General features: G+C 75.5%; 28 protein-coding genes and 1 tRNA gene. 15 read left to right on the top strand and 14 right to left on the bottom strand.

Annotated elements, in window-relative coordinates; genetic code table 11:
- Window positions 1–152: 152 nt before the first annotated feature.
- The 3 genes from ACFCZN_RS13595 to ACFCZN_RS13585 form a co-directional block, all read right to left on the bottom strand.
- Window positions 153–275: a hypothetical protein gene (locus ACFCZN_RS13595; RefSeq protein ID WP_429764784.1), complete on the bottom strand. Its 123-nt coding sequence runs from the start codon at window positions 273–275 to the stop codon at window positions 153–155.
- A gap of 102 nt (window positions 276–377) precedes the next feature.
- A complete protein-coding gene (locus ACFCZN_RS13590; RefSeq protein WP_430557121.1) occupies window positions 378–2,666 on the bottom strand; it encodes a CHAT domain-containing protein in 2,289 nt (762 codons plus the stop codon).
- Window positions 2,667–2,946: 280 nt separating this feature from the next.
- Window positions 2,947–4,077 carry a S8 family serine peptidase gene (locus tag ACFCZN_RS13585; protein WP_430557166.1) on the bottom strand — a complete coding sequence of 377 codons (1,131 nt, stop codon included), beginning with the start codon at window positions 4,075–4,077 and terminating at the stop codon, window positions 2,947–2,949.
- A gap of 133 nt (window positions 4,078–4,210) precedes the next feature.
- Between ACFCZN_RS13585 and ACFCZN_RS13580 the strand changes: the two genes are divergently transcribed.
- Entirely contained in the window at window positions 4,211–4,402 is a 192-nt protein-coding gene (locus ACFCZN_RS13580; RefSeq protein ID WP_430557120.1) for a hypothetical protein, read from the top strand.
- A 589-nt stretch (window positions 4,403–4,991) separates the two neighbouring features.
- On the opposite strand, the gene ACFCZN_RS13575 is transcribed toward ACFCZN_RS13580, so the two are convergent.
- Window positions 4,992–5,513: a carboxypeptidase-like regulatory domain-containing protein gene (locus ACFCZN_RS13575; protein WP_429764789.1), complete on the bottom strand. Its 522-nt coding sequence runs from the start codon at window positions 5,511–5,513 to the stop codon at window positions 4,992–4,994.
- Window positions 5,510–6,145, bottom strand: coding sequence for an RNA polymerase sigma factor (locus tag ACFCZN_RS13570; RefSeq protein ID WP_429764791.1), 636 nt, complete (start codon window positions 6,143–6,145; stop codon window positions 5,510–5,512). Before ACFCZN_RS13570 ends, ACFCZN_RS13575 begins: the two co-directional genes overlap by 4 nt.
- A 281-nt stretch (window positions 6,146–6,426) precedes the next feature.
- On the opposite strand from ACFCZN_RS13570, the gene ACFCZN_RS13565 reads away from it, so the two are divergent.
- Together ACFCZN_RS13565 and ACFCZN_RS13560 are read left to right on the top strand one after the other, a co-directional pair.
- Complete coding sequence (locus tag ACFCZN_RS13565; RefSeq protein WP_429764792.1) at window positions 6,427–6,834, top strand: DUF4383 domain-containing protein; 408 nt, start codon at window positions 6,427–6,429, stop codon at window positions 6,832–6,834.
- Window positions 6,831–7,421, top strand: coding sequence for a hypothetical protein (locus ACFCZN_RS13560; protein ID WP_430557119.1), 591 nt, complete (start codon window positions 6,831–6,833; stop codon window positions 7,419–7,421). Before ACFCZN_RS13565 ends, ACFCZN_RS13560 begins: the two co-directional genes overlap by 4 nt.
- Before the next feature lie 106 nt (window positions 7,422–7,527).
- Here the strand turns inward: ACFCZN_RS13560 and rplA are convergent, their stop codons facing one another.
- The 5 genes from rplA to ACFCZN_RS13535 form a co-directional block, all read right to left on the bottom strand.
- Window positions 7,528–8,238: a 50S ribosomal protein L1 gene (gene rplA / locus ACFCZN_RS13555; protein ID WP_429764795.1), complete on the bottom strand. Its 711-nt coding sequence runs from the start codon at window positions 8,236–8,238 to the stop codon at window positions 7,528–7,530.
- Window positions 8,239–8,377: 139 nt separating this feature from the next.
- Window positions 8,378–8,809: a 50S ribosomal protein L11 gene (rplK, locus tag ACFCZN_RS13550; protein WP_429764797.1), complete on the bottom strand. Its 432-nt coding sequence runs from the start codon at window positions 8,807–8,809 to the stop codon at window positions 8,378–8,380.
- Between the two features lie 70 nt (window positions 8,810–8,879).
- Window positions 8,880–9,713 carry a transcription termination/antitermination protein NusG gene (nusG, locus tag ACFCZN_RS13545; protein WP_429764799.1) on the bottom strand — a complete coding sequence of 278 codons (834 nt, stop codon included), beginning with the start codon at window positions 9,711–9,713 and terminating at the stop codon, window positions 8,880–8,882.
- 62 nt (window positions 9,714–9,775) lie between these two features.
- Complete coding sequence (secE, locus tag ACFCZN_RS13540) at window positions 9,776–10,036, bottom strand: preprotein translocase subunit SecE (RefSeq protein WP_429764801.1); 261 nt, start codon at window positions 10,034–10,036, stop codon at window positions 9,776–9,778.
- A gap of 129 nt (window positions 10,037–10,165) precedes the next feature.
- Window positions 10,166–10,241: transfer RNA gene (locus ACFCZN_RS13535), tRNA-Trp, on the bottom strand.
- A gap of 255 nt (window positions 10,242–10,496) precedes the next feature.
- On the opposite strand from ACFCZN_RS13535, the gene ACFCZN_RS13530 reads away from it, so the two are divergent.
- Genes ACFCZN_RS13530 through ACFCZN_RS13495 form a run of 8 tightly spaced genes read left to right on the top strand, consistent with a single transcriptional unit; the run spans window position 10,497 to window position 17,972 of the window.
- On the top strand, window positions 10,497–11,444 hold the full coding sequence (locus tag ACFCZN_RS13530) for an ABC transporter ATP-binding protein (RefSeq protein WP_430557118.1): 948 nt from the start codon (window positions 10,497–10,499) through the stop codon (window positions 11,442–11,444).
- Window positions 11,441–12,340, top strand: a complete 900-nt coding sequence (locus tag ACFCZN_RS13525; protein WP_430557117.1) for an ABC transporter permease — start codon at window positions 11,441–11,443, stop codon at window positions 12,338–12,340. The genes ACFCZN_RS13530 and ACFCZN_RS13525 overlap by 4 nt, the downstream gene beginning before the upstream one ends.
- A complete protein-coding gene (locus ACFCZN_RS13520; RefSeq protein WP_430557116.1) occupies window positions 12,327–13,619 on the top strand; it encodes a sensor histidine kinase in 1,293 nt (430 codons plus the stop codon). The genes ACFCZN_RS13525 and ACFCZN_RS13520 overlap by 14 nt, the downstream gene beginning before the upstream one ends.
- Entirely contained in the window at window positions 13,616–14,263 is a 648-nt protein-coding gene (locus tag ACFCZN_RS13515) for a response regulator (RefSeq protein WP_429764808.1), read from the top strand. The genes ACFCZN_RS13520 and ACFCZN_RS13515 overlap by 4 nt, the downstream gene beginning before the upstream one ends.
- A 38-nt stretch (window positions 14,264–14,301) precedes the next feature.
- Entirely contained in the window at window positions 14,302–15,381 is a 1,080-nt protein-coding gene (locus ACFCZN_RS13510; RefSeq protein ID WP_429764810.1) for an adenosine deaminase, read from the top strand.
- A gap of 7 nt (window positions 15,382–15,388) precedes the next feature.
- Window positions 15,389–15,748, top strand: coding sequence for a hypothetical protein (locus tag ACFCZN_RS13505; RefSeq protein WP_430557115.1), 360 nt, complete (start codon window positions 15,389–15,391; stop codon window positions 15,746–15,748).
- Complete coding sequence (locus tag ACFCZN_RS13500; RefSeq protein WP_429764813.1) at window positions 15,748–17,319, top strand: sensor histidine kinase; 1,572 nt, start codon at window positions 15,748–15,750, stop codon at window positions 17,317–17,319. The genes ACFCZN_RS13505 and ACFCZN_RS13500 overlap by 1 nt, the downstream gene beginning before the upstream one ends.
- Complete coding sequence (locus ACFCZN_RS13495) at window positions 17,316–17,972, top strand: response regulator transcription factor (RefSeq protein ID WP_429764814.1); 657 nt, start codon at window positions 17,316–17,318, stop codon at window positions 17,970–17,972. Before ACFCZN_RS13500 ends, ACFCZN_RS13495 begins: the two co-directional genes overlap by 4 nt.
- Window positions 17,973–18,036: 64 nt before the next feature.
- Here the strand turns inward: ACFCZN_RS13495 and ACFCZN_RS13490 are convergent, their stop codons facing one another.
- The 4 genes from ACFCZN_RS13490 to ACFCZN_RS13475 all read right to left on the bottom strand — a co-directional run bounded on the left by ACFCZN_RS13490 (window position 18,037) and on the right by ACFCZN_RS13475 (window position 22,133).
- Window positions 18,037–18,456 carry a hypothetical protein gene (locus ACFCZN_RS13490; protein ID WP_430557114.1) on the bottom strand — a complete coding sequence of 140 codons (420 nt, stop codon included), beginning with the start codon at window positions 18,454–18,456 and terminating at the stop codon, window positions 18,037–18,039.
- A gap of 118 nt (window positions 18,457–18,574) precedes the next feature.
- Window positions 18,575–19,927, bottom strand: coding sequence for a phosphotransferase (locus ACFCZN_RS13485; RefSeq protein ID WP_430557113.1), 1,353 nt, complete (start codon window positions 19,925–19,927; stop codon window positions 18,575–18,577).
- Window positions 19,928–20,044: 117 nt separating this feature from the next.
- Window positions 20,045–21,154 carry a DNA glycosylase AlkZ-like family protein gene (locus tag ACFCZN_RS13480; RefSeq protein ID WP_430557112.1) on the bottom strand — a complete coding sequence of 370 codons (1,110 nt, stop codon included), beginning with the start codon at window positions 21,152–21,154 and terminating at the stop codon, window positions 20,045–20,047.
- 37 nt (window positions 21,155–21,191) lie between these two features.
- The gene (locus ACFCZN_RS13475; protein WP_429764818.1) at window positions 21,192–22,133 is read right to left on the bottom strand and encodes a LysR family transcriptional regulator; all 942 of its coding nucleotides are present in this window, start codon (window positions 22,131–22,133) and stop codon (window positions 21,192–21,194) included.
- A 70-nt stretch (window positions 22,134–22,203) separates the two neighbouring features.
- Between ACFCZN_RS13475 and ACFCZN_RS13470 the strand changes: the two genes are divergently transcribed.
- From ACFCZN_RS13470 to ACFCZN_RS13455, 4 genes are all read left to right on the top strand, one after another.
- A complete protein-coding gene (locus ACFCZN_RS13470) occupies window positions 22,204–23,232 on the top strand; it encodes a DMT family transporter (protein WP_430557111.1) in 1,029 nt (342 codons plus the stop codon).
- 10 nt (window positions 23,233–23,242) lie between these two features.
- Window positions 23,243–24,496 carry a sensor histidine kinase gene (locus ACFCZN_RS13465; protein ID WP_430557110.1) on the top strand — a complete coding sequence of 418 codons (1,254 nt, stop codon included), beginning with the start codon at window positions 23,243–23,245 and terminating at the stop codon, window positions 24,494–24,496.
- Entirely contained in the window at window positions 24,493–25,158 is a 666-nt protein-coding gene (locus tag ACFCZN_RS13460) for a response regulator (RefSeq protein WP_429764823.1), read from the top strand. The genes ACFCZN_RS13465 and ACFCZN_RS13460 overlap by 4 nt, the downstream gene beginning before the upstream one ends.
- A gap of 145 nt (window positions 25,159–25,303) precedes the next feature.
- A complete protein-coding gene (locus ACFCZN_RS13455; protein WP_429764824.1) occupies window positions 25,304–25,588 on the top strand; it encodes an SHOCT domain-containing protein in 285 nt (94 codons plus the stop codon).
- Window positions 25,589–25,645: the final 57 nt, after the last annotated feature.

Here is a 25,645-nt window from a genome sequence, read left to right as displayed (position 1 = left end):
TAGGGGGGGGGGGGGGGGGGGGGGGGGGGGGGGGGGGGGGGGGGGGGGGGGGGGGGGGGGGGGGGGGGGGGGAGGGGAGGGGGGGGTTGGGTAGGCCGCCGGTCGCGCCCCCCCCCCCCCCCGGCCCGCGCTCTGACAGCGACGTGTTGCCGTCAGTGGGAGCTGAACGGGTGCTGCGGGCCCGGGGGCTCCGCCGACGCCGTTGCCGCGGCGCCCACCACGGCGGTGGCGGCGAGCAGCAGACCAGCGATGACGCGAGTGGCGCGTGACTTCATCGAACGTCCTTCCGTCGGTTGTCCCCGCCTTGCGGAGGGCTGCCGAGTTCGGCTCCGACATCACACCGGTGGCGGGGGGGTGAGCACAAGGTGTCGTCCACATCACAGGACGAGCGGCCCGAAGCACACCAGCGGCACCGGCTCCGGCTCGTCCGCGACGGCACGGGCGAGCGCCTCCCCGGGGCGGAGCCCGTCGCGGAGGCCTCGGTGCAGCGCCGGCATGACGCGCACCGCGACCTCGTCGCGCAACGGCGCGACGCTCGCGACCACGGCACGCGCTCCCATGCGCAACAGCACGCTCGTCAGGCCGAGGGGCTCACCGCCGTGCTTGATGCTGACGGACCCGACGTCGCACGCCGAGAGCACCATGACACACCGTGCGAGATCCGTACCATCGAGCTCGTGCGCGAACAGCGGCCCGTCCGCGAGGCGCACGCTCGAGAAGACCGGGTTGTCGGGCTCGTGCTGACCGTGCGCTGCCAGATGGACGATCGCGTGCCCGTCGAGCTCGCGAGCCACGGTCTCGCACGTGGCCCGCGCGTCGGCCAGGACGGTCGTCCCCGGACCCCACACGTTCGCGACAGCATCTGCCTCGGCAGGGGCGTGCCGCAGCTCCGGACCTGCGACCACGAGTGCGGGACCGGGTGACCACTCGGCCTTCCCCCGTGCGACCCACGAGTTCACCACGGTCGACGTCCCTCGACGCGACGGGAGCGATGCCCACGGCAGCGAGACCAGACGGCCACGAGCCGCGACGAAGAGGGGGACCTCGGGGTCGACGTCCCGGAGCAATGTGGCGTCCAACCAGGCGAGGTCGCGCTCGAGCGATCGCAGGGCAGCCGCCCTCATCGGCGCGGGGATCAGTGGGTTGGCGAGCACGTACTGATCAGCACGGACGCGGCGCGCTCGCTCGACGACGTCGTCGACCTGACCGAGCTCCCTGACCCGGGCGCCTGACCGGTCGACGCGGACGGCGAGGACCTTCCCTCGATAGAGCGCAAGGTTCAGCACCACCCGATCCGACGCCGCGGAGCGCAGCTCGGCGCGGATCGCCCGCGCCGTTGCCGCGCGCGGGGCCTCGATCTCGCCCCCGGCCTGCCATGACCGTTCGCGCGCGCGGTCCTGGAGCCGCCTCGCCTCGCGCCGGAGCTCCAAGGGTTCGCGCGACGGTTCGGAACTCTCGAGCTCGAGCGCACGCGCCTGGTCCAGCAGGCTCCGCGCCGCCGACACCAGCGCAGCGGTCTCGCCGTCCGTCGACGGCCTCACCCTCCCTGAACCGGCGAACGTGGCGCGCCCTCGCTCGAGCGCGTCGAAGAGGGCGTCCGCGCTCCCCTGGGACAGCGCCGCCACGATGTCCACGCCCTGGAGCCGGACGCCATGCGCAGCCGCCGCCGTGACCGCCTCGACGGCGCCCAGCCGCTGGCGCTGCACAGCGAGCAGGCCCTGCCCCCGACGGATTGCCGCAAGTCCGCGCCGCCGGTCGCCCTGCCCGAACGCGACGAGGGCTCGAACTGCCTCGGCACGCAGCCGCGTCCCCAGAGCCAAACCGGAGCGGGACGGAAGGCGCCGCAGGTGGCCCAGTGCCGCGTCGACGTCGCCCGCGCGCGCAAGCGCGTCGGCGGCGACGAGAGAGACGTCGGCGGCCAGTCGCGCCCCTCCGGGCACGGCGGTGGCGCGGTCGAGCACTTGCTCGGCCGCCCGAGCGAGCCGCCGGACGCGCGCGGGCTGCGCGCCCTGGTCGATGATCTTCCCGTGCCGGGCATCCAGTCCGATCAGGTCCGCACGAAGCTCGAGGAGCCGATCTCCCGTACGACGCGCGGACGACCGCACGCTCCGGGCGAGCACCACGGCCTCCAGGTACTGCTCGAGCCCGACCAGGCACCGGGCGCGAGCGAGCCTCGCGTCGAGCAGGTCACGCCGGGCCGCGGTGGACGAGAGCAGCTGTCCCGCCTGCCGGAGCGCCTCCTCCGCATCGGTGAGCAGGCCCGCTTCGTAGAGCACCGCCGCCTTGTCCATCAGGCCCACCCCGGCGTGCTCAGGCGGCGCGACCCGCGCCGCCTCCGCCATCGAACGCAGCGCGGCAGGGAGCTCGCCACGGAGGAAGAGCGCGTAGCCGAGGTTGTGAGCCGCCATCGCGTGGAGCGCCGGTTCGACCCCGGCGCTCGTGATCGACACGCACCGCTCGAAGTCACGCGCCGCCAGCTCCGTCTCGCCGCGTTCGAGACGGAGCGACCCGCGGTTGAGGTACACCGCGCCGAGGTCGGGACCGTCCGGGAGCCCTCTCTCCGCGCTGGAGAAGTCGATCAGGGCGTCGTCGAGCTGTCCGCGCCTCAGACGCAGCAGTCCACGTCGGCCGTCGACCAGCGCCACGAGCGCAGGGTCTCCGCTCATCTCCGCCCACCACCGCGCTTCGGCGAGCAGTGCCAGGCAGTCCTCCGTGGCCGCCCCCTGTTCGGACATGCACCGGGACTCACCCACCAGAGCGCGCACGTGCAGCTCCGCCACAGCCGCCGGGGCAGTAGGCGCGAGGCGCCCGAGCTCACGACGCACCGCTCTGTACTGACGCACTGCCAGTCCGAATCGGCGCCGGACGCGATCGTTGTCGAGGGCTCGGTCGAGCGCCCCACGCAACGCAACGACGGGATCCTCGCCCAAGGCCTCGCCTCCCCGATCAGTTCATCGCAGCGCCCTCCGGAGGCGTGAGCCCCGTGTGCTCCGCGACGGCCGCCCAGGCATCATCCAGACGCAGCCGCTGTTCCGGCGAAACGCTACCGTCCCGTCCCGAAGGCGCGACGGCCGGCGTCCGTCCGTCGCGTCGCTCCGCCAGCGTGGAGGCGATCTCGCCGGCCAGGACCGGCGCGGCGAACGACGTCCCGCTCCAGGTCGCGAACCCTCCCTGAAAGCCCTCGATATCGAGGGTAGCCCGGTGCCCCGTGCCATACCGGTCCTCGATCCGCAACGAGGGGGTGATCGGACCGTCGAGGGTGGTGGGAATCGTGCTCACCACCGCGGCGCCGCACCGCGTCGTCGTCACCCAGCGACCGTCGTTGCTGAACAGCGCCGTCGTTCCATCAGGATTCTCTGCGCCGACCGCGAGCACCGGCGGCGCGCCGTCGCGGTCCGCGGGTGTCGACCCGATCGCCCGAGCCCGGACACGGCCGTCGTGCGGGTCGCGCGTCCGCTCGACGAGGGGCGCGAGCGCGGCGGGAAAGCTCGGCCGGGTCGTGCCGTCGTTCCCGGCGGCCGTCACGACCACGACGCCGCTCGACCGCAGCTCGTCGATCACGGCGCGCAGCGCGTCGGTCACGCCGAGATTCTCGGCCTCCTCGTGGTAATAGCCCAGGGAGAGCACGACGACGTCGACGGGAGCGCCGCCGTCGCCAGGAACAACATCTGCCTCCAGCCCGAGCTGGTGGAACTCCAGCAGCCGGGTGAGGGTCGTGACCAGGTCGGACTCCGCGCCGACACCGTCGCCACCGACCACCCTGACGGGCAGGATGGCCGCATCGGGGCACTTTTGGTGCACGATGCCGGCGATGAAGGTGCCGTGCCCGGCGACGGGGTCGAGAGGACCGGTCAGCGAGGAGGCGCTGGCTCCGCCGATCTCGGCGTCCTCGCTCCGCCGCGCGGGGACGGGCTGGGTCCCGATCGGCCGCCCGTCGGGCAGGACCGCGTTCCGCACGACGATCCCGTTGCCGTCGAGCTCCGCGGCAGGATCGTCCCCCTCCGCGATGTCGTAGGTCCCGAACCAGGGGTGGGTCCCGAGCCCGGTGTCGACGATCGCCACCAACGGTCGCAGCATGCCGCCCTCGGTGACGTACGGCGTCGGCCCGTCCGCGTGCTGCCGCGCGGGTCGGTCGCCCAGCCAGGCGACAGGCGCACGTCCACCCCATCCGGGCATCGCGTACTCCGCCATCCCTCGCATCGGGGAGGACGTGAACGGGGACGAGGTGAACGGCGAGCTCGTGAACGGAGATGACGTGAAGGGCGAGCTCGTGAACGGCGACGACGTGAAGGGCGAGCTCGTGAACGGCGAACTCGTAAACGGCGACGACGTGAAGGGCGAACTCGTAAACGGCGACGACGTGAAGGGCGAACTCGTGAACGGGCGCGCCAGCATCACGTGATCAAGGCTGACGCGCCGACACCCATGCTCGCCACCGAGCTCGAGGGTGCCGCCGAGGGCCTCCACGATCTCCCAGGCGTCGGGCTCGTCGCCGTCCTTCTCGGGGACCAGACGGAGCGCGAACGCGAAGTCGTCGTCGCAGTCGTCCGCGGAGGGACCACCGGTCGAGCGGCGAGTTCGTCGCCGTCCGGCCGCCTCGAGGGCGAGGGTGCAGCCGCGTTCGTGTGCGAGTCGCTCGATCTCGGTGAGGTCGGACAGCTCCGCGTCCTCCCCGGCACTCGCGATCGACGCCACTCGACGCACGTCCGCCGGGCCTTCCGGGCCTTCGGTGAAGCGCCGCGGCGGAGGCCCCTGGACGATAACCCTGTCGGCGACGTACCACGTGGGTCGCACCTGCGGGACGCCAGGCCGGCGCCGCACGAGAGACGGGTCCAGGAAACGCACCGGCCGATAGTCGTGGTTCGGGTCCGGCACCGCCGCTCCGGCGGCCTGGTCTGGGGTCTCGCTCACCTGCTCCTCCTCGAGTGGGCACGCCTAGCGGCGGCGTGCAAGAGTCCTCGCCCCTCAGTCATGCGGGCAGATCGGTTCGTTCAGAGCTCGATGACCGGCGTGGCGACGGTGACGTCGCCGCCGTCGGGCAGGCGCACGAGCAGGCTGGTGGGGCCGCGGTCGACGCCGGTGAAGGCGAAGCGGCCGTCGTCGTCGGCGGTGGTGGTGCGCTCGCCGTCCGGCTGCCTCAGCTCGACGACGAGCGTCGCGGCGGGCGCGACCCAGCCGTCGAGGCGCACGTGGGTGCCGTCGTCGTCCGTGGACAGCGCGATCATCACGGTGAGGCGCTCGTGCGTGAACGTGATGGTGCGCGCCTCGAGCGGCGGGGCGTCGCCGCGCACGGACCCGGCGGGGGCCTCGATCTGCTGCAGCTCCATCACGTCTGCCTCGAGCCGTGCGAGCGTCATCGCGAAGAGCGACCGCTCGACGAGCCCCTGGGGCACGGGGTCGACCACCTCGACGGCGCGTCCGAGCCGCCCCAGGACGGCGACGTCGCGCGCGTCCAGGGCCTCGTCCTCACCGGGCACGGGCTCGCCCCACGCGTTCTCGTGCTTCTGGCTCATGTCCACGAGGCCTCCCCATGCTCCGTGAGGACGGCGCGCAGCTTCGCCAGGCACCGTCCCCGTGTGGCGCCGATGCTTCCCACCGGCATGCCGATCGACGCCGAGATCGCCTTGTAGTCCGGGCGGTCGGCGAGCGAGACGAGTCGCAGCAGCTCCTGGCAGCGCTCCGGGAGCCGGCGGAGCGACGACCAGAGGATCCGGTCGCGCTCGTCGGTCAGCACCTCGGCCTCCGGGCCCGGGCGGGCGTCCGGCAGCGCCGCGGCGCCCTCGGTCACGTCGTCCGGCAGCTCGGTGCGGCGGCGCAGGTCCGCACGCCCCTTGCGCACCGTCTCCCAGGCGGCCCGCCGGGCCGTCACGAGGAGCCACTTCAGCACGGCCTTCGGCTCGGCGATCGTGTCCGCGTGCCGCACGAGCGCCGCCCACGTGGACTGCACCACGTCGTCGGCGACGTCCCGGTCGACGCCCTGGGCGCGCACCGTGTGCCACAGCAACGGCGTCGCCTCCCGGACCAGGTCCGACAGGGCGTCGGTGCGGCCCTCCCGGAACTCCAGGACCGCCCGCGCGGCCCGGTCGCCCAGGCTCTCGTCGGCGTCGGGCGTCCCACCGAGTGGTTCCTCAGCGGCTCGTGTCATGGCTGTTCGCACCTCGTGAGGGCTCGTCGAGAAGCCGGGGCTGCCGCGCCCCGGGGCCTCCGAGCCTACGGCGCGGCCCGACGACGCGGCAGGAGGAAGTTGCATGGACATGCACGGACCTCCTCCGGCAGCGCTCGTGCGGTGCTGCGTACTCGTCATCGCACGGAAAGAGGACGACCCGCACCGCGTGATACACCGGGGCCCATCCGACCGGGCGGCCGCTCCGAACCACCTCCGAGCGCGGGACCACCCCGCGCCCGACAGAAGAAGGAGCAGCCACCATGGGCTCGTCCGCGAACCGTCTCCTCGCCGCAGTCTTCGGCGCCGTCTACCTGCTGGTCGGCCTCGCCGGGTTCGTCGTCACCTCGGGCGTCGGCTTCGCCGCCACGGAGGGCGAGAAGCTCCTGTTCTTCGAGGTGAACCCGCTGCACAACATCATCCACGTCGCGATCGGAGCCGCTCTGCTCCTGGCCTCGCGCTCGGTCGCGGCGGCCAAGAGCGTCAACGTGACCGTCGGCGCGGTCTACCTGCTGGTCGGCGTCCTCGGCCTCTTCCTCGTCGGCACCGGCGCGAACATCATCGCGCTGAACGGCGCCGACAACGTGCTGCACCTGGCCAGCGCCCTCCTGCTGCTCGGCGTCGGGCTGGGCGCGGACCGCCGCGCCGAGACGGGCGTCGCGACGGCATGACCCGGACCGCGCCCCTGGCCCGCCTGCTCGTCGCGTTCGCGCTGGTCGGCGCCGGCCTGGTCAACATGGGCCTGGTGCGGGGCGCGTTCCCTCGCCCCCACGGCGTGTTCTCGCTGGTCGTCGGCGCGACCGAGCTCGTGGTGGCGGTGCTCGTCCTGCGCGGGACGCCGATACGCGGCGCCGATCCCGCCGTGCTCGCGCGGGTCGCCGTCGGAGCTCTCGCCGTGACGAGCGTCTTCGGGATCGCGCTGGGCGTCGCGGAGGGAACCCACGTCGGCGCGGCCGCCGCGGCGGCCTCCCTCCAGCTCGCCGCCGCCTGCGTGGTGGGAGCCACGGCCCGACCGGCGCGCGGCAGGCCGGACGCCGACCGGCCCGACGGGTCCCGGACCGGGCCCGCGGCGACGGCCGCCGGGAGGAGACCGCGCGCCGCCGTGTCGCTCGCGATCCTCTTCGCGGGTGCCGTGGCCGTCTCCACGGTCGCGTCCGCCGGCCTGACCGACACGGAGGCAGGCGCACGGGCCGTGCCCCACGGCGAGCACCACCTCCCGGACCTGCCCGGCCTCGAGGGTCATCACCACGGTCGATGACCCGGCCCACCGCCGCGTTCCGGTGGGACGCCGACGGCCCGGCACCCTCGCGGGTGCCGGGCCGTCGGCGGTGGTTCAGCGGGTCCCTGCCGGGATCACGCCTCGATCACGCCTCGTCGAGCAGCTTCGAGGTGCGCGACTGGTCGAGCGGGATGCCCGGGCCCATCGTCGTCGTCATCGTGGCCTTGGTGATGTACCGGCCCTTGGACGACGTCGGCTTGAGACGCAGGACCTCGTCGAGCGCGGCGGCGTAGTTCTCCACCAGCGCCTTCTCGTCGAAGGACGCCTTGCCGATGATGAAGTGCAGGTTCGAGTGCTTGTCGACGCGGAACTCGATCTTGCCGCCCTTGATGTCGGACACGGCCTTGGTCACGTCCATCGTCACGGTGCCGGTCTTCGGGTTCGGCATCAGACCACGGGGGCCCAGCACCTTGCCCAGACGACCGACCTTGCCCATGAGGTCCGGCGTCGCCACGGCGGCGTCGAAGTCGGTGTAGCCGGCCGCGACCTTGGCGATCAGGTCGTCGCCGCCGACCTCGTCGGCGCCGGCCGCCACGGCCTCCTCGGCCTTGGCGGCGTTCGCGAAGACGATCACGCGGGCCGTCTTGCCGGTGCCGTGCGGCAGGTTGACCGTGCCGCGGACCATCTGGTCGGCCTTGCGGGGGTCGACGCCCAGGCGGAACGCGACCTCGACGGTCGCGTCGTACTTGACCGTCGCGGTCTCCTTGGCGAGGCGGACCGCCTCGAGGGGGCTGTACAGGTTCTCGCGGTCGATCTTCTCGGCCGCGGCGCGGTACGCCTTGCTGCGCGTTGCCATCTGCTTCTCCTTCTGCAGTCGTGGTGAGCGGGTCCGCGCGGACCCTGCCACGTGCCCGACGTCGTTCGCCGGGACTTGGTCCGAGCCACCCGAACCGGACCGGACGGATCCGGTCAGGCGCGGGTGGCCCGGTCGCGGATCACTCCGCGACGGTGATGCCCATCGAACGAGCGGTGCCGGCGACGATCTTCATCGCGGCGTCGATGTCGTTCGCGTTGAGGTCCTGGAGCTTGGTCTGCGCGATCTCGCGGACCTGGTCCTGGGTGAGCTGCGCGACCTTGACGGTGTGCGGGGTCGCGGAGCCCTTGGCCACACCGGCGGCCTTCTTGATGAGCTCGGCGGCCGGCGGCGTCTTCGTGATGAACGTGAACGAGCGGTCCTCGTACACGGTGATCTCGACGGGGACGACGTTGCCGCGCTGCGACTCCGTGGCCGCGTTGTAGGCCTTGCAGAACTCCATGATGTTCACGCCGTGCTGACCGAGCGCGGGGCCGATCGGCGGGGCGGGCGTGGCCGCACCGGCCTTGATCTGGAGCTTGATGAGGCCGGAGACCTTCTTCTTGGGAGGCATGACTCTTCCCTGTCTTTCTTGTTCGTGGGCCGACGCCGTGGGCGATGACCCGGTTGCAGTACCGCGTCCGTCAGATCTTGGCGACCTGGTTGAACGACAGCTCGACCGGGGTCTCCCGGCCGAAGATGGAGACGAGGACCTGGAGCTTCTGGGCCTCGGCGTTGATCTCGGAGATCGTGGCAGGCAGCGTGTCGAACGGGCCGTCCGTGACGGTGACCGACTCGCCGACCTCGAAGTCGACCTCGACCGGGGCCTTCGCCGTCGCGCCCGACGCCGCCGCGGCGGCCTTGCCGGCCTCGGGGGCGGCCTCGACGAACACCGGCGCCAGCATCGAGTAGACCTCGTCGAGCGTCAGCGGCACGGGCTGGTGCGTGTGGCCGACGAAGCCGGTGACGCCCGGCGTGTGGCGCACGGCGCCCCACGACTCGTCCGTGAGGTCCATGCGCACGAGGACGTAACCGGGGATGCGGACGCGGCGGACGGTCTTCTTCTGCGCGTTCTTGATCTCGGTCACCTCCTCCATGGGGACCTCGATCTGGAAGATGTAGTCCTCCATGTTCAGGCTCTGGATGCGGTTCTCCAGGTTGGCCTTCACACGGTTCTCGTACCCGGCGTACGAGTGGATGACGTACCAGTCGCCGAGCTGTGAGCGCAGGGTGCGGCGGAACTCCTCGGCCGGGTCCTCGACGACGTCGCCGTCGGCGTCCGCCGGGCGCTCGTCCTCGGCGGCCTCGTCGGCGTCCGTGTCCTCGGCGTCGGTCTCGTCGGGGGCGACCTCGACGGCCTCCTCGGGCGCCGCGTCCGTGGCGGGGTCCGCGGGCACGTCGAGGTCAGCCGCGGCGCCGTCGGCGTCGGGCTGGGTGGGGTCGACGTTCTCCGTCTGGTCCAGCGGATCCTGGGACACGAACGAACCTGCTTTCTGGAATCTGCTTGCTTCGGGGGCGGGCGTCCGGCGGCGTGCCGAGGTCAGTCGCCGAAGAGGGCGAGGACGCCCAGTCCGATGACCCAGTCGAGGGCCACCACGAACAGCATGACCACGGTGACGAACACCAGCACCACGATCGTGTAGTTGACCAGCTCCGAGCGGGTCGGGGTCACGACCTTGCGGAGCTCCGCGACGACCTGGCGCACGAAGAGCGCGATGCGCGCGAACAGGTTCGGGCGCTTGCCGGTGGCGGACGTGCCACCGCCGGGCGTCCCCACGGCCTCAGCCGGTGACTCGCTCACTCGTCTACCCCGTTTCGCGTTCCCGCCGCGGCCGCGCCACCTGCCGGCGACGCACCCACGGCACTGACTCCTGGCGTTCCGGGGTCATGCGGATGGCCCCGCTGCGCGCGGCCCCGCGGGGGATCACGCTGGCAGGGTAGACAGGACTCGAACCTGCAACCTGCGGTTTTGGAGACCGCTGCGCTACCAATTGCGCCACTACCCTTCGTGCTCGACGCCCCTGTCGCCACGCTCGAACCACCCCGGAAGGGCGCGTTCGATCTTGGCGGGCATCAACCACCGAGGGACAACTGTACGCGACGCGGAGGGCTGGGTCGAACCACGCCCGCACCACGCCCGCACCACCGCCCGCACCACGCCCGAACCTCGGCCCGGCCGCCCGCCGTCCACCGATCGGTGGACGCCCGGTCCCGTCGTCCGAGGCTCCCGCGGGACCCGCCGCGAGGGCGACGCTCGACGCATGACCTCGACGACGACACCCTCCCCGGCTCCCCCGCCGGCCGCCCCGCGCGGGCGTCCCGGCGATCCTTCCCCCGGCGCACCGGGCACTTCCGGCGCCGTCGTCCGCGTCCGCGGGCTCGCGAAGCGCTACGGGGCCAAGCAGGCGGTCGACGGGCTGGACCTCGACCTCGCGACGGGCGAGATCGTCGCCGTGCTCGGCCCCAACGGCGCGGGCAAGACGACGACGATCGAGATCCTCGAGGGGTTCCGCGACCGCGACGGCGGCGAGGTGCGCGTGCTCGGCGAGGACCCCGCCCGGGGCGGACGCGCATGGCGCGCGCGGCTCGGCGTCGTCGCGCAGGACTCGCGGGACCAGGCCGAGCTCACGGTCGCGGAGTCCGTGCGCTCCACCGCCCGCTACTTCCCGGCGCCCCGCGACCCCGACGAGGTCGTCGAGGCCGTGGGCCTCGCGCCCCAGGCGAGCGCACGGGTGCGCTCCCTGTCGGGCGGGCAGCGGCGCCGGCTCGACGTCGCGCTCGGCGTCGTCGGCCACCCGGAGCTGCTCTTCCTCGACGAGCCGACGACCGGGTTCGACCCGCAGGCCCGGCGCACGTTCTGGGACCTCGTCCTGCGCCTGCGGGACGCCGGCACGACCATCCTGCTCACCACGCACGACCTCGCCGAGGCCGCGCACCTGGCCGACCGCGTCGCCGTCGTGCGCGACGGGCGCGTCGTCGCGGAGGGGACGCCGGAGGCGCTCGGCGGCCCCGACGCCCGCACCCCCCGGGTGACCTGGACCGCCGACGGCGTCCCGCACGCCGAGCGCACCGACGCCCCGACCGCGTTCGCCGCGCACCTCATGGCGACCGTCGCCGGCACCGACGGCGAGGTCGCCGACCTGTGCATCACCCGCCCCAGCCTCGAGGACGTCTACCTGGGGCTGCTGACCTCGGAGGACGACCGATGAACACCACGGACCAGGTCTCGACACGCCGGGACGCCGGCCCCACGGGCCCGGCCGTCGCGACGGCGGCCTGGGTGGGCAGGGGCGGACGGCTGCCCGGCGTCGCCCGGCTCACCCTGGTGCGGGCGGGCGTGGAGCTGCGCCAGTTCTGGCGCGAGCGCGACGCCGTGATCTTCGTGTTCGCCTACCCGATCGTCATGCTGGCGATCTTCGCGTCGGTGTTCGGGAGCGAGGACCAGGGCACCGAGGTCGCCCAGATCGGCTTCGCCCAGTACTTCCTGCCCGGCATGGTCGCGACCGGCATCATGCTCACCAGCTTCCAGTCGCTGGCCGTCTCCATCGCCGTGGAGCGCGACGACGGCACGCTGCGCCGCCTGCGGGCCACTCCCCTGCCGGTGACCGCGTACGTGGGCGGCAAGGTGGCGCTGACGCTCGCGACGTCGGTCGTGCAGACGGCCCTGCTGCTGGCCGTCGCGGCCCTCGCCTTCGACGTCCCGCTGCCCACGGACGCCGGCCGCTGGGTCACGTTCGCCTGGGTGTTCGTGCTCGGCGCCGCCACCGGCACGGTCTGCGGCGTCGGGTTCTCGTCCCTGCCCCGGTCCGGCCGGTCCGCGAGCGCCGTCGTGACGCCGGTCGTGCTGGTGCTGCAGTTCATCTCCGGCGTGTTCTTCGCGTTCTTCGCCCTGCCGGGCTGGATGCAGACCCTGGCCTCGGTGTTCCCCCTCAAGTGGATCGCGCAGGGCATGCGGTCCGTGTTCCTCCCGGAGGAGATGGCGGCGCTCGAGACGAGCGGGTCCTGGCAGCACCCCGCGACCGCTGCTGTACTGGTCGCATGGCTGATCGTGGGGCTCGTCGTCGGGGTGCGCACCTTCCGGTGGCGGCGCCGTGACGACGGCTGACGACGCCCCCGGCGCGGGGGACGGCACCGCGGCGGGCCCGGGGGCCGACGACGAGGTCGCGCGGGTGACGTCCGACCCGTGGGACCGGCAGGTCGTGTGGTGGGACGTCGGGTTCGTGCTCATCGTGCTGCTCACCGCCTCGGCGATGGCGCTCGGCGGGGGCACCGACGCCCGCGGGCTGTGGACCGCGTACGCGGCGATGGCGGTGATGCTCGTCGGCTACGCGGTGTGGGGCGCCCCCGCGGCGCGCAGCCGCGACCAGCGCCGGGCGCTGGCCTACACGGTCGTGCTGGTCGCGACGACCGCGGTCGCCGTCGCCCAGGGCGGCCTGGCCACGTTCCTGCTGTTCGCGTCGTTCACGCAGCTCTGGATGCTCCTCGAGCCGCCGCGCCGCGCCGTCGTGGCCAGCGTCGCGCTCGGCGTCGCGACCACGTTCGCGATCGCGGCCCAGCAGGGTTTCGACGTCCCGACGCTGATCGAGGCCGCACCGCAGATGGGCATCGCGATCGCGTTCTCCGTGCTGCTCGGGCTCTGGTTCGCCGCGACGATGCGCCGCTCGGAGGAGCGCGCTCGCCTGCTGCACGAGCTGCGCCGGGCTCAGGCGGAGCTCGCGGAGTCGCACCACGCCGCGGGCGTGACGGCGGAGCGCGAGCGCATCGCCCGGGAGATCCACGACACCCTGGCGCAGGGCTTCACGAGCGTGGTGACGCAGGCGCAGGCGGCGACGGCGGCCCTCGACCGGGGCGAGCAGGACCGTGCCCGTGAACGGCTCGTGGTCGTGGAGCAGACCGCGCGGGACAACCTCGCGGAGGCCCGCGCGCTCGTCGCCGCCTTCGCGCCCGTGCCCCTGCAGGGCTCGACGCTCGCGGAGGCGCTGCGCCGGCTGGCCGACCGGTTCACCGCCGAGACGGGCACGCCCGTGCTGCTGGACGTGGCCGGCGCGACGGCCCCGGCCCGCGCCGGCGGCGCCACCGGCCACGCGGCCGCCGACGTGGTGCTGCTGCGCGCGGCGCAGGAGGCCCTGGCGAACGTGCGGCGGCACGCCGGGGCCCGGAGCGTGGCGATCCGGCTGACGCGCGACGGCGGCGGGGCGCCCGACGTCCGGCTCGAGGTGACCGACGACGGCCGCGGCCTGCCGCCCGGCCAGGTCGACGGGCTCGGGCTGGCCGGGATGCGCGAGCGCGTGTCCGCGGTGGGCGGCACCCTCGCCGTCGAGCCCGGCGAGGGCGGCGGCACGCGCGTCGAGGTGCACGTGCCGGTCTCGGGCGGTGCGGCATGACGGGCCCGCGGACGGGCGCGACGGTGCGCGTGCTGGTCGCCGACGACCACCCGGTGGTGCGCTCGGGGATCATCGGGATGCTCGACGGCGAGCCCGACGTCGAGGTGGTGGGCGAGGCCCCGGACGGCGAGGTGGCGGTGGCGCTGGCCGGCGAGCTGGCGCCCGACGTCGTGCTCATGGACCTGCGCATGCCGCGCCTCGACGGCGTGGGCGCGACGGCGCGCATCGTCGCGGCGGCGCGCGGCGCCGGGCCGAGCGTCGTCGTCCTCACGACGTACGACACGGACGCCGACATCCTGCGCGCGGTCGAGGCGGGGGCGACGGGCTACCTGCTCAAGGACACCCCGCGCGACGAGCTCGTGGCGGGCGTGCGCGCCGCCGCGCGCGGCGAGACGGTGCTGGCGCCGGGCGTCGCGACCCGGCTCGTGACGAGCGTGCGCACCGCGGCGGAGCGGCCCACCGCGCGCGAGGCCGAGGTGCTGGGCCTGGTGGCGCGCGGTCTGTCCAACGCCGCCGTCGGGCGGGAGCTGTTCATCGCGGAGGCCACGGTGAAGACGCACCTGCTGCGGGCGTTCGCGAAGCTGGGCGTCGACGACCGCACGGCGGCCGTGACCGTGGCCCGCGAGCGCGGCTGGCTGCCCTGATCGGGCCGTCGCCCGCGAAGTCGGGGCAGACTGGCGCCGTGCGCGATCTGGCGAAGCTCCCCAAGGCTCACCTGCACCTGCACTTCACGGGGTCGATGCGGGTGCCCACCCTCCGCGACATGGCGGTCGGGCACGGCGTGCGGCTGCCCGGCGCCCTGCTGGACGGCGACCCGCTGCGGGTGCCGGCCGACGAGCGCGGCTGGTTCCGCTTCCAGCGCCTCTACGACGCGGCCCGCGCGTGCGTGCGCTCGGAGGCGGACATGCGCCGCCTGGTCGACGAGGCCGCGGCGGACGACGCCGCCGAGGGGTCGCGACGGCTCGAGATCCAGGTGGACCCGACGTCGTACGCGCCGTTCGTCGGCGGCATCACGCCGGCGGTCGAGATCGTGCTCGACGCCGCGCGGGCCGCGAGCGCCGCGCACGGCGTCGAGGTGGCGGTGGTCGTGGCCGCCTCGCGGATGCGGCACCCGCTGGACGCGCGCACGCTCGCCCGCCTCGCGGCCCGGTACGCGGGCGAGGGCCCCGGCGAGGTGGTGGGCTTCGGGTTGAGCAACGACGAGCGGCGCGGCGACACCGCGGAGTTCGCCGCCGCGTTCCGGATCGCGCGCCGCGCCGGCCTGGCGTCGGTGCCGCACGGCGGCGAGCTGCTCGGGCCGTCGCACGTCCGCGACGTCGTCGACGCCCTGCACCCCGACCGGCTGGGCCACGGGGTGCGCGCCGGGGAGGACCGGGCGCTGCTCGCCGAGCTCGTGGAGCGCGAGGTCGCCCTGGAGGTGTGCCCCGCCTCGAACGTCGGCCTCGGCGTCTACGCCGACACGTCCCAGGTGCCGCTGCGGCCCCTGGTCGAGGCCGGGGCCCGCGTGGCGCTCGGCGCGGACGACCCCCTGCTCTTCTCCTCCCGGCTGCTCGACCAGTACGTCGCCGCGCGCGAGGTGCACGGGTTCACCGACGCCGAGCTGGCCGACCTGGCGCGGTCGTCGGTGCGCGCGAGCCGCGCCTCGGAGGGGACGCGGCGCCGCCTGCTCGCCGACGTCGACGCCTGGCTCGCGGACCCCGACCCGGGGCCGGGCACCGGGGCCGACGCGCTCTCATCTGCGTCTCATCCGCCCGCGGGATGATCCGGGCATGGCTGAACGGTCCGGACGTCGGTGGCGCGCCGCGGTGCCCTGGATGCTCGGGGTGGCGCTGGTCGCACTGATCGGCGGGGTCCTCGCCGCCGCCCTGGCGTCCGAGCCCGAGGACCGGGACGTGGGCGGCGTGGTGGTCGTCTCCCCCACGCCCGACCCGGCGTCGCCGACGCCCGACCCGTCCGGGGAGCCGACGCCGTCCGGGAGCCCCTCGCCCACGCCGACGCGCACGTCCGACGACGGCGGCGTCGCGCCCGTCCCGCCCACGGACGACGACGATGACGACGACGGGCCCGACGACGATGACGACGACGGCCCGGACGACGACGACGCCCCCGACACGGACAAGGACGACTGATGGCGCGAGCCCCGCGGCCCCAGGGCGGGCCCACCGTCCGCACGCGCATCCTGGCCGTCCTCCTCGCCCTCACCGCCCTCGCGCTCGCGCTGGCCGGCGCCACCGCGTACCTCCTCACGTACGACCACGTGGACGACCGCATCGACGCCGACCTCTCCGAGAGCGCGCAGGAGCTGCAGACCCTGGGCGCGTCCGGGGTCGACCCCGTGACCGGCGACCCGTTCTCCTCCGCGGAGGAGGTGGTGATCGCCGCCATCCAGCTCGACGTGCCGGCCCGGCACGAGGGCGTGCTCGGCCTGCGCACCGGCAAGCGGCCGCTCGTCTCCCAGCAGGCCGTGGAGGTGCACCTGCAGGACGACCCCGAGCTCGTCGCGGCGGTGACCCCGCTGCTCACGTCCCAGACGGCCGTGCTGCGCACGATCGGCACCTCGACGACCGACTACCGGGTGCTCGTCGCGCCCGTCGCCCCGGTGACGGCGTCGGGCGACCCCGCCGCCCTCGTCCTCGCCTACGACCGGAACGCCGAGCACGCCGAGACGCAGGCCGTCTTCCGCGGCTACCTGCTCGTCGCGCTCGCGGCGCTGGTCGTGACGGGGGTCGTCGGGTGGCTGCTCGCCGGGCGCCTGCTGCGCCCGATCCGGGTGCTCGCGCGCACGGCCCAGCAGATCGGCGAGTCGGACCTGTCCGCCCGGATCCCGGAGTCGGGCAACGACGACCTCACCCACCTCACCCGAGCCTTCAACGGGATGCTCGACCGGCTCGAGGGCTCGTTCGAGTCGCAGCGCCGCCTGCTCGACGACGTCGGGCACGAGCTGCGCACCCCGCTGACGATCGTGCGCGGGCACCTCGAGCTGATGGACACCGCCGACCCCGCGGACGCCGCCGAGACGCGGGTGCTCGCCCTCGACGAGCTCGACCGGATGCACCGCCTCGTCGACGACCTGGTCACCCTCGCGACCGTCGGGCAGCCCGACTTCGTGCGGCCGGCGCCCGTGGAGCTGGGCCGGCTCACCGACGACGTGCTCGACAAGGCGCGCACGCTCGGCGAGCGCACCTGGCTGGTCGACTCGCGCACCGACGCCCGCACCATGGCGGACGCGCAGCGCCTCACCCAGGCCTGGCTGCAGCTCGCCGCCAACGCGGTGAAGTTCTCCGCGCCCGGCTCCGTGGTGGCGATCGGGTCGCGCACGACGCCGGACGGCGCACGCGTGCGTCTGTGGGTGCGCGACGAGGGCGTCGGCATCGGGCCCGACGACCTGGAGCGCATCTTCGACCGCTTCGCGCGGGGCGAGCACGACGGCGAGCGGCGGGAGGGCTCCGGGCTCGGCCTGGCGATCGTCGCCGCCATCGCCGAGGGGCACGGCGGCGAGGTCACGGTCGAGTCCGCCCCAGGCCGGGGCTCCACGTTCGCGGTCGTCGTGCCGGTGCTGCCGGTCCCCGACGCCGGCCCCGACCCGGCCCCCGGCCGCGCCGTGCCCCCCGTCGGCCGGACCGCGCCGACCGCGCGGTCCGCGCCCACCCCCGAGCTGCCCCCGCGCACCGCCCCCGACCGGGAAGGACCCGCCACGTGAGCCAGATCCTCATCGCCGAGGACGAGACGCGCATCGCGTCGTTCGTCGCGAAGGGGCTGCGCGCCTCCGGCTACGCGAGCACCACGGTCGCGACCGCGCGGGAGGCGTTCGACCTCGCGTCGTCGGGCGACTTCGACCTCATGGTGCTCGACCTCGGGCTCCCCGACCAGGACGGGTTCACCGTGCTGCGCCGGCTGCGCGAGGCCAAGGTGACCCTGCCGGTCATCATCCTCACCGCGCGCACCTCCGTGGCGGACACGGTGGCCGGCCTCGAGGGCGGCGCCGACGACTACATGCCCAAGCCGTTCCGCTTCGAGGAGCTGCTGGCGCGCATCCGGCTGCGCCTGCGGGCCGAGCCGGCGGGCGAGGTCACCGTGCTCAGCCACGGCGACCTCAGCCTCGACCTGCGCACCCGCCGGGCCACCGCCGCCGGCGTCGAGGTGGACCTGTCCGCGCGCGAGTTCGCGCTCGCCGAGGCGTTCCTGCGCAACGCCGGGCAGGTGCTCAGCCGCGAGCAGCTGCTCTCGCGCGTGTGGGGGTACGACTTCGACCCCGGCTCCAACGTGGTGGACGTGTACGTGCGCTACCTGCGCAACAAGCTCGGCGCCGAGCGGTTCGTCACCGTGCGCGGCATGGGGTACCGCCTGGCCTGACGACGCCGCCGGCCGTCCCTCGTGGTGAGGGCGGACGGCGGCGAGGTGCGCGAGGGCGGGACGGTCAGTCCGTGGAGGCTGCCGTCGGGGCGGTCCTCGCCGACTGCGGGGTCACCGGGCTGACCGGGGACGCCGCGGTCTGCGCGGTCGGGGCCGTCTGGGCGGTCGGAGCGGTCTGGGCGGTCTGGGCGGACGGCGCCGTGCTCGCGGTCTGCGTCGTGGGCGCCGTCGCCGGCGTGGCGACCGAGCCCGCCGTCACGGTGGTGATGGACGTGCCGTTCTGCACCGCCGCGGGCGACGGGCTCGCGGGCGACGCCGCGGCCGACGCCGTCGAGGAGGCCCCGTCGTCGCCCACCTGGACGGCGTCGGCGACGACCGCGTCGGTCGGCGTGCGGTCGAACGTGCCCTGCGCCGCGGCGACGCCGGCCCCCAGGCCGACCGCGCCCAGCGCGCCGGTGACGATCCATGCGCTGCGTGCCTTCATCGTGCTGCTCCTTCGTCGGTGCGGGTGGTGCATGGTTCCCGGCGGGCTTCTCCCGCCGACTGGTTCCCAGCCTCCGCGGCCACCGTGAGAGGGCCGGGAGGCGTGGATGAGAGGGCTCTCAGACTGCGGCGGCCTCCGCGGCGAGGCGCTCGGCGACGTCGAGGAGCGCCCCGGCGGCCGCCGCGTCCTCCGCGCCCGCGGCGAGCGAGACGACGACGGCAGCAGCCCGGGCGCGGAGCAGGGTCGGCTCCACCGCGCGGCCGAAGACGTCGAGGCAGCGGTCCACCAGCCCGCCCACGCCCGCGTACGCGGCCGGGTCGAGCGAGGGCAGCACCGCCAGGTGCGCGACGGCGCACGCCAGGTCGTCCACGAGGTGCCCCGGGCCCAGCGTGTCGACGTCGAGCACGGCGCCGACGCGGGGGCGGTCCCCGGCGCCGACGACGGGGTCCAGCAGCAGGTTGGCGGCGTGCAGGTCGCCGTGCGTCGTCACGAGCGGGCCGGGGTCGCCCGCGGCGACGACGGCACCGATCGCCTCGCGCAGCGCGGCGAGCCGGGCGGCGTCGACCCCGTGCACGGTGGCGAGCGAGCCGAGGTAGTGGGCCGACCGGTCGGCCCAGGCCGGACGGCGCGGCAGGGCGAGACCCGCGCGCGGCAGCGAGGTCACGACCCGCAGCAGCTCCGCCGGGTCGACGCACGCGGGCTGGTCGGCGGCAGGCGTGCGCGCGACGAGCTCCGCGACGGACTCCCCCGGCACCTCGTCGAGCAGGACGACGCCGTCGGCGGACCAGGACCTGACCCGCGGCCCGGCCACGCCGCCCGGGCGCGCGGCGAAGAGCGCGTGCCGCCGCACGAGGTCGTCGACGCGGGCCGGGCGGACCACCTTGACGTACGCGGCGCCGTCGGCCGTGCGCGCCCGGAGCACCGCGCGCCGCAGCGGGCGGTAGGTGACGGTCTCGAGGGACAGCAGCGGGCCGTCGGCGCCGGCTGCCCGCAGCCGCTCCGCGACCCGGTCGGGCGTGCTCCCCGCCGCCAGACCGGGCAGTGCCGGGTCGTGCGGGTGGCGCCACACGTGCACCGAGCGCCTCCCGTCGTCGAGGCGCACGACGCCGGGGCCGAGGCCGCCGTCCCGGTCGGCACGGTCGGCACGGTCCCGGTGGTCGCCACGGGCGCGGCGGAACGCGGACGTGCGGGCGCTCGTCGCGAACAGGTGCTCCGGCCCGCGGACCGTGCGGCCGCCGACGTCGCGCCCGGCCACGACGTCGTACGCCACGGTCACCTCGGCCCCGGGGCGCGCGTGCACCTGCCGCACCGACCACGACTCGAGCGTGGCGCCGTCGGCCGCGAGCGCCGCGCCCAGGACGTCTGCGACAGCATCGCCGGTGAGGAGGTCGAGCCAGGCGCGGTGGTCCGCGGGCCGGGTCGGGGTGGGGCTGGTCGGGGTGGGGCTGGTCGGAGCGGGGCTGGTCGGCACGTCGCCATCCGAGCGGTCGCGCGCGTGCCCCGGGTGAGACGTCGATGAGAGGACTCTCATCCGCCCCGGCCGGCCGGACGGTGCGGGCCCGGTCAGAGGAGCGGTCGGAGGGAGCGGTCAGAGGGAGACGTCGTCGAGCCCGAGCCACGCGGCGAGGTCCGCGAGCTCGGCGCGCACCGCCTGCGACACGTCGGGGTCGAACGGCAGGTCCTCGTGGATCGCGTCCACCCGGAGCACGCCCGCCTTGCGGTCGGCGGTGGCGTCGACCTTGCCGACGAACCGGTCCCCGTGCAGCACGGGCAGCGCGAAGTAGCCCCAGCGACGTCGGTCGCGCGGCTTGTACATCTCGAGCACGTAGTCGAAGTCGAAGACCTCCAGGAGCCGGGCGCGGTCGTGCACCAGGGCGTCGAACGGCGAGAGCACCGCGGTGCGCCCCTCGAACGGCTCGTCGACGGCGTCGAGCGCCGCCGGGTCGACGAGCCACGTCCGCTCGGTGCCCTCCACCGTGGCCGGCGTGCCCGCCAGGTCCACGTGGTCCTCGTCCCCCGGCAGACCGGGCAGGCGGGCCTGGGTGATCCCCCGTGCCCGCACGCGGCGCGCGACCCGTTCGCGCGCCGCCTCCGCGCGCGGCAGCGGCTCGACGTCCGGGTACACGCGCTCGGCCAGGTCCCACAACCGGTCGCGGCCCCGCCGCCCGCAGACGGCGACGTCACCGTGCAGGTTCGCGAACTCCAGCATCTGCGTGACGTTGCGGTGCCCGGTCCAGCCGGAGGAGCGCCAGGGCCGCACGCTGGTGTCCGGGACGTCGCGGGCGACGAGCGGCCCGTCGGCCTCGAGCAGGCGCAGGACGTCGTCGAGGAACGGCGCGTTGTCGTGGAACCAGCTCGAGCGCCAGTCCCCGAACGGCCACCGGCGCATCTGCTCGAGGTAGAGCGGCAGGTCCTCCGTCGGCCGCACCGTGCCGCCGAGGCGGAAGAGCATCCGGTCGGCGAGCGCGTCCTCGACGGCGCCGGGCCACGTCGTGCGGCCGAGCCTCGACCACGGCACGAGGTCGACCGCGGGCGCGACGGCGGTCGTCGGGTCGACCGGGAGCACCATCAGGTGCTCGACCGTCGCGAGGAGGTCGTCCGGGCGGTGGGCGTCGAGCAGCTGGGCACGCACCGCGATGCGGCGGGCCTGGTCTCGCGTCAGCCGCACGGGCGTGCCCGCGGCTCGGTCGGTGACCACCCGACGACGGTAGCGCCGGGTCCCGACACCCGGGCGGCTACCCGCGGACGTCCGCCACGGCCGCCGCGACGGACCTGCCCGCGGCGACCACCTGGTCGAGCACGGCGAGGGTCGCCGGCCCGGGCGCGCCGCCGGTCGTGCGGTGCCGGGCGACGATCTGTCGCGTCCCCAGCCCCGGCAGCGCGACGACCTGCACGGCGTCGGGCAGGAGGTCCCCCGCCGCGAGCGCCGGGACGACGGCGACGCCGAGGTCGGCGGCGACCAGCGCGAGGGCGACCGCGTAGTCGTCGTACCGGTGCGTCAGCGGCGTCGTCGCCCCCGAGGCGGCGTGCGCCCGCTGCACCACCCGGTCGGCGGCGTGCCCCGGTTCCGCCCCGAGCCAGGTGGCGTGCCGCAGGTCGGTCAGCCGCTCGGGCACGGGGCGGTCGGCGGGCAGCACGACCAGCCACGGCTCGTCCAGGACCGGCACGTCGCGCATCCCCGCCGGGGTGGTCCGCCCGATGGCGCTCTCGGTCTCGGTGAGGATCAGGTCGAGGTCGCCGCGGCGCAGGTCCCGCTGCGCGGCCTCGCCCTCCGTCTGGCACAGGTGGACGTCGAGGCCGGGGGCGGTACGCGCCAGCCGGCCGGCGAGGGGGGCGAGGAGGCCGCCGACCAGGGTGGGCGACGCCCCCACGGCGACCGTCCCGCTCGGCTCGCCCGCCAGCTCCGCGAGGGCCCGACGCGTGTCGGTGAGCTCGGCCTCGATGCGCTCTGCCGCCGCGACGACCAGCCGGCCGGCGGGCGTGAGGACGGCCCCGGCCGGCTGCCGGTCCACGAGCCGCTGGCCGGACTCCGCCTCGAGGCGCGCCACCTGCTGCGAGACCGCCGACGGGGAGACGCCGAGCGCCTCGCCGGCGGCCACGATGCCGCCGTACCGGTGGACGGCGAGGAGGGTGGCCAGCCGGCGCGGGTCCAGGTGCATCGGGGAACCGTGGTGCATCGGAAAATCTTAAGGCAGACCTCGGCAGACTTCGATTGATCTGCACGACGCCCCGGCGCACGATGGGCCGGTGCCGACGTCGACCCTCCCGCCCCGACCCGTCCGCGGGCACGCCCCGGCCCGAACCGGCGCCGCCCTCGTCGCCGCGGGCGCGCTGCTCTGGGGCACGGGCGGGGTCGCGGCCGCGACGATCGGCGCCCACAGCGCGATGCCGCCCACCGCGGTCTCCGCGCTGCGCCTGCTCGGCGGCGGACTGGCCGTGCTCGCGGTCACCGCGGCCACCGGACAGCTCCGGCGCGTCCCCCGGACCCTGGCCTCCGTGCGGCACGTGGCGCTCACCGCCGCGCTGACCGCCGTCTTCGGGGCCGCCTACTTCCAGTCCGTCGCGCACGTGGGCGTCGCCGTCGCGACCGTGGTCGCCCTGGGCGCGGCGCCGCTGGTCGTGACGGCCCGCTCCGCCGTCCGCGCGCGCCGGCTCCCGCGCGTCCCGGTGCTCGCGGCGCTCGCGACGTCCGTCGTCGGGCTCGCGCTCGTCAGCGGCGTGCGCCCCGTCGCGGGCACGACCCGGGACCTGGCGTGGGGCCTCGCCCTCGCGCTCGTGGCCACCGTCGCGTTCGCGGCGACGACCGTGGTCAACCGGCGCGTGCTGCCGGGGCTGGGCCCTGCCCCGCTGCTCGGGACGTCGTTCACCCTGGCGGGCCTCGTGTCGCTGGTGCCCGCCGCCGGTGCAGGCCTCGCCCTCGGCTCCCTCGACGCCACCGCGTGGTGGACGCTCGCCTTCCTCGCCCTCGTGCAGACCGCCGTCGGCTACCTGGCGTTCTACGCCGGGCTGCAGCGCGGCGTCGGCGCCACGTCGGCGGCGCTGCTCTCGCTGCTGGAGCCCGTGGGGGCCGCCGTCCTCGCGGTCGTCGTGCTGGGCGAGGCCCTGACGCCCGCGGCGGTGCTCGGCATCGCCCTGGTCCTCGGAGCCGTGCTGCTCGCCCGGGACCGGCCGGCGACGCCCCGCCCCCGGGCGGGTGCCCGTCCGCCCGCGGATGGTCCCCCGGGACGACCCGGGACGGCACCCCGGGCGGACGCGCGGGAGGGCGCCGCGGCGTAGCGTGCCGGGCATGGACCGCGGCCCGCTCGACCGGTGGCGCCCCCGGCTGTTCCTCGCGGTGGCGATGGCCGTCGTCGTGACGGTCGGGACGTTCGGGGCGTCGCACTGGCAGCCCGGGGCCCGCGACGTCGACGCGCTGGGGCTGCTGCTCGCGCTCGTCGGGCCGGTCGTGCTGCTCGCGCTGCCCCGGCGGCCGGTCCTCGCGGTGGTGCTCGCGGTCGGAGCCGTCGGCACGTACCTCGCGCTCGGCTATGCCTGGGGGCCGGCGCTGGGCGGCACGGTCGGCGTCCTGGTCATGGTGCTCCTCACCGGGCAACCCGCCCGGGCGCGGGTCGTCGCCTGGTCGGGGGCGCTGCTGATGTGGGGCGTCGTGGTGGGCGCGGCCGCCCTGCGCGACGACGGGACCCGCGTCGGCGGCCTGCTCGGGGGTGCCGCCTGGACCGCCGTCGCGCTGCTGGTCGCCACGGGCATCCGCGAGCGGCTGGCCCGGGCCGCCGCCTGGCGGGCCGCCCGCGCGGACCGGGAGCGGACCGCCGTCGCCACCGAGCGCCTCCGCATCGCACGCGAGCTGCACGACGTCCTCGCCCACTCCCTGTCCGCGATCAACGTGCAGGCGGGCGTCGGCCTGCACCTCCTGGACCGCGACGTCGACCAGGCGCGCTCCGCGCTCGCGTCCATCAAGACCACGAGCCGCGACGCGCTCGACGAGGTGCGCGCCGTGCTCGGCGTCGTCCGCGGCGAGGGCGACGGCGGCGACGGCGACGGTGTCACCCCGCCGACCGACGCCCCCGAGCCGCGCACGCCCACCTGGGACCTCGCCGCCCTCCCCCGCCTGGCGGAGCCGCTGCGGGCCCGCGGCGTGACCGTGCGCTTCGACGTCGACCCGGTGCTCCGGCCGTCGGGGGCCGTCCCCGCGCACGTCGCGGGCGTGGCGTACCGCGTGGTGCAGGAGTCGCTCACCAACGTGGGCCGGCACGCGCCGCGGGCGCGGACCGTCGTCGTGCGCGTCGCCCGCGACGACGACCTGCTGCGCGTCACGGTGGACGACGACGGCGGTCCGGTCGGTGCGCACGACGGGGACGCGGCCGGCTACGGCCTGCGCGGCATGCGCGAGCGGGTCGAGGGCGCGGGCGGCGCGCTCGCCGCCGGGCCCGCCGCACGCGGGTTCGCCGTGGCCGCGACCATCCCGCTGCCCACCGACGTGTCAGACGCGCAGCCTGCTCGGGCACCACAGGGGTCTGACAGCTCGCAGGAGGATGCATGATCCGGGTGCTGCTCGCCGACGACCAGGCGCTGGTGCGCGGCGGCTTCCGCGCGCTGCTGGACGCCGAGGCCGACATGACCGTCGTGGGCGAGGCCGCGACCGGCGACGAGGCCGTGCGCCTCGCGCTGCGGCTGCGGCCCGACGTCGTGCTCATGGACGTGCGGATGCCCGGGGCGGACGGGCTGGAGGCGACCCGGCGCATCGTCGCCGACCCGGGCGCGGCCGGCGTGCACGTGGTGGTCGTGACGACGTTCGAGCTGGACGAGTACGTGGCCGAGGCCATCCGCGGTGGCGCGAGCGGCTTCCTCGTCAAGGACACGGAGCCCGCCGACCTCGTGCGCGCGGTGCGCGTGGTGGCGGCCGGCGACGCCCTGCTGTCCCCCGGCGTCACCCGGCGCCTGCTCGCCCGGGTCGCCGACGCCACCCGCGACGTGCCGCCGCCGCCCGGCCTCGACGACCTCACCGCCCGCGAGCGCGAGGTGCTCGTCGAGGTGGCCGGCGGCCTGTCCAACGACGACATCGCGCGCGCCCTCTACCTGTCGGAGTCGACCGTCAAGACGCACGTCTCCCGGGTGATGGCGAAGCTGGGTGCCCGCGACCGCGCGCAGCTCGTCGTCGCGGCGTACGAGGGCGGCGTCGTGCGCCCCGGCTGGACCGGCTGACCCGCGCTCCGCACGGGAACGCGCGAGCGGCACGACGGGACGACGCAGGTCGGTACGAGGGGGTGACGACGGGGCCCACCCCACCGGGCGACGGTGGAGGCGAAGGGTTCGCACCGGGCGGGCCCACCGTCACGAGGAGTCCCCGATGCTCACCACCGTCACCGCGACCGCCGTCCCCGCGGCGCTCGCCGCGCACCCGTACGCCGCCGGCGGCGGGCCGGGCTGGTGGATCGTCTTCCCGATCCTGTGGTTCCTGCTCTTCGCCACCGTCGTCTTCCTCGTCGCCCGCCGCGCGCGGCGGTACGGTCCGCCGTGGGCCCGTGGCGGTGCGGGCGGCGTCGACGTCCTCGGCGAGCGCTACGCCCGCGGCGAGATCGACGAGGCCGAGTACCGGCAGCGGCTCGCCGTCCTCAAGGAGGACCGCCGCTGACCGCGCCTGCCGGCCAGCACGCGATCTCTCGCGTCGTCGGGTCCGACGGCGCGAGAG

Origin of the sequence: Isoptericola sp. NPDC056134 (assembly GCF_042264825.1) — a bacterium.
Taxonomy (GTDB): Bacteria; Actinomycetota; Actinomycetes; order Actinomycetales; family Cellulomonadaceae; genus Isoptericola; species Isoptericola nanjingensis.
Note: the sequence above shows the minus strand (reverse complement) of the source record. Positions and strands in the feature narration are given on the sequence as shown.

Coding starts and splice junctions, on each gene's coding strand:
- ACFCZN_RS13475 (WP_429764818.1), bottom strand. CDS start 22,133: ATGCACCACGGTTCCCCGATGCACCTGGACCCGCGCCGGCTGGCCACC.
- ACFCZN_RS13515 (WP_429764808.1), top strand. CDS start 13,616: ATGACGGGCCCGCGGACGGGCGCGACGGTGCGCGTGCTGGTCGCCGAC.
- rplK (WP_429764797.1), bottom strand. CDS start 8,809: ATGCCTCCCAAGAAGAAGGTCTCCGGCCTCATCAAGCTCCAGATCAAG.
- ACFCZN_RS13590 (WP_430557121.1), bottom strand. CDS start 2,666: ATGAGCGGAGACCCTGCGCTCGTGGCGCTGGTCGACGGCCGACGTGGA.
- ACFCZN_RS13570 (WP_429764791.1), bottom strand. CDS start 6,145: ATGACACGAGCCGCTGAGGAACCACTCGGTGGGACGCCCGACGCCGAC.
- ACFCZN_RS13595 (WP_429764784.1), bottom strand. CDS start 275: ATGAAGTCACGCGCCACTCGCGTCATCGCTGGTCTGCTGCTCGCCGCC.
- ACFCZN_RS13575 (WP_429764789.1), bottom strand. CDS start 5,513: ATGAGCCAGAAGCACGAGAACGCGTGGGGCGAGCCCGTGCCCGGTGAG.
- ACFCZN_RS13490 (WP_430557114.1), bottom strand. CDS start 18,456: ATGAAGGCACGCAGCGCATGGATCGTCACCGGCGCGCTGGGCGCGGTC.
- ACFCZN_RS13525 (WP_430557117.1), top strand. CDS start 11,441: ATGAACACCACGGACCAGGTCTCGACACGCCGGGACGCCGGCCCCACG.
- ACFCZN_RS13500 (WP_429764813.1), top strand. CDS start 15,748: ATGGCGCGAGCCCCGCGGCCCCAGGGCGGGCCCACCGTCCGCACGCGC.
- ACFCZN_RS13565 (WP_429764792.1), top strand. CDS start 6,427: ATGGGCTCGTCCGCGAACCGTCTCCTCGCCGCAGTCTTCGGCGCCGTC.
- ACFCZN_RS13585 (WP_430557166.1), bottom strand. CDS start 4,077: ATGCTGCGACCGTTGGTGGCGATCGTCGACACCGGGCTCGGGACCCAC.
- ACFCZN_RS13460 (WP_429764823.1), top strand. CDS start 24,493: ATGATCCGGGTGCTGCTCGCCGACGACCAGGCGCTGGTGCGCGGCGGC.
- ACFCZN_RS13530 (WP_430557118.1), top strand. CDS start 10,497: ATGACCTCGACGACGACACCCTCCCCGGCTCCCCCGCCGGCCGCCCCG.
- rplA (WP_429764795.1), bottom strand. CDS start 8,238: ATGGCAACGCGCAGCAAGGCGTACCGCGCCGCGGCCGAGAAGATCGAC.
- ACFCZN_RS13465 (WP_430557110.1), top strand. CDS start 23,243: ATGGACCGCGGCCCGCTCGACCGGTGGCGCCCCCGGCTGTTCCTCGCG.
- ACFCZN_RS13560 (WP_430557119.1), top strand. CDS start 6,831: ATGACCCGGACCGCGCCCCTGGCCCGCCTGCTCGTCGCGTTCGCGCTG.
- ACFCZN_RS13505 (WP_430557115.1), top strand. CDS start 15,389: ATGGCTGAACGGTCCGGACGTCGGTGGCGCGCCGCGGTGCCCTGGATG.
- ACFCZN_RS13455 (WP_429764824.1), top strand. CDS start 25,304: ATGCTCACCACCGTCACCGCGACCGCCGTCCCCGCGGCGCTCGCCGCG.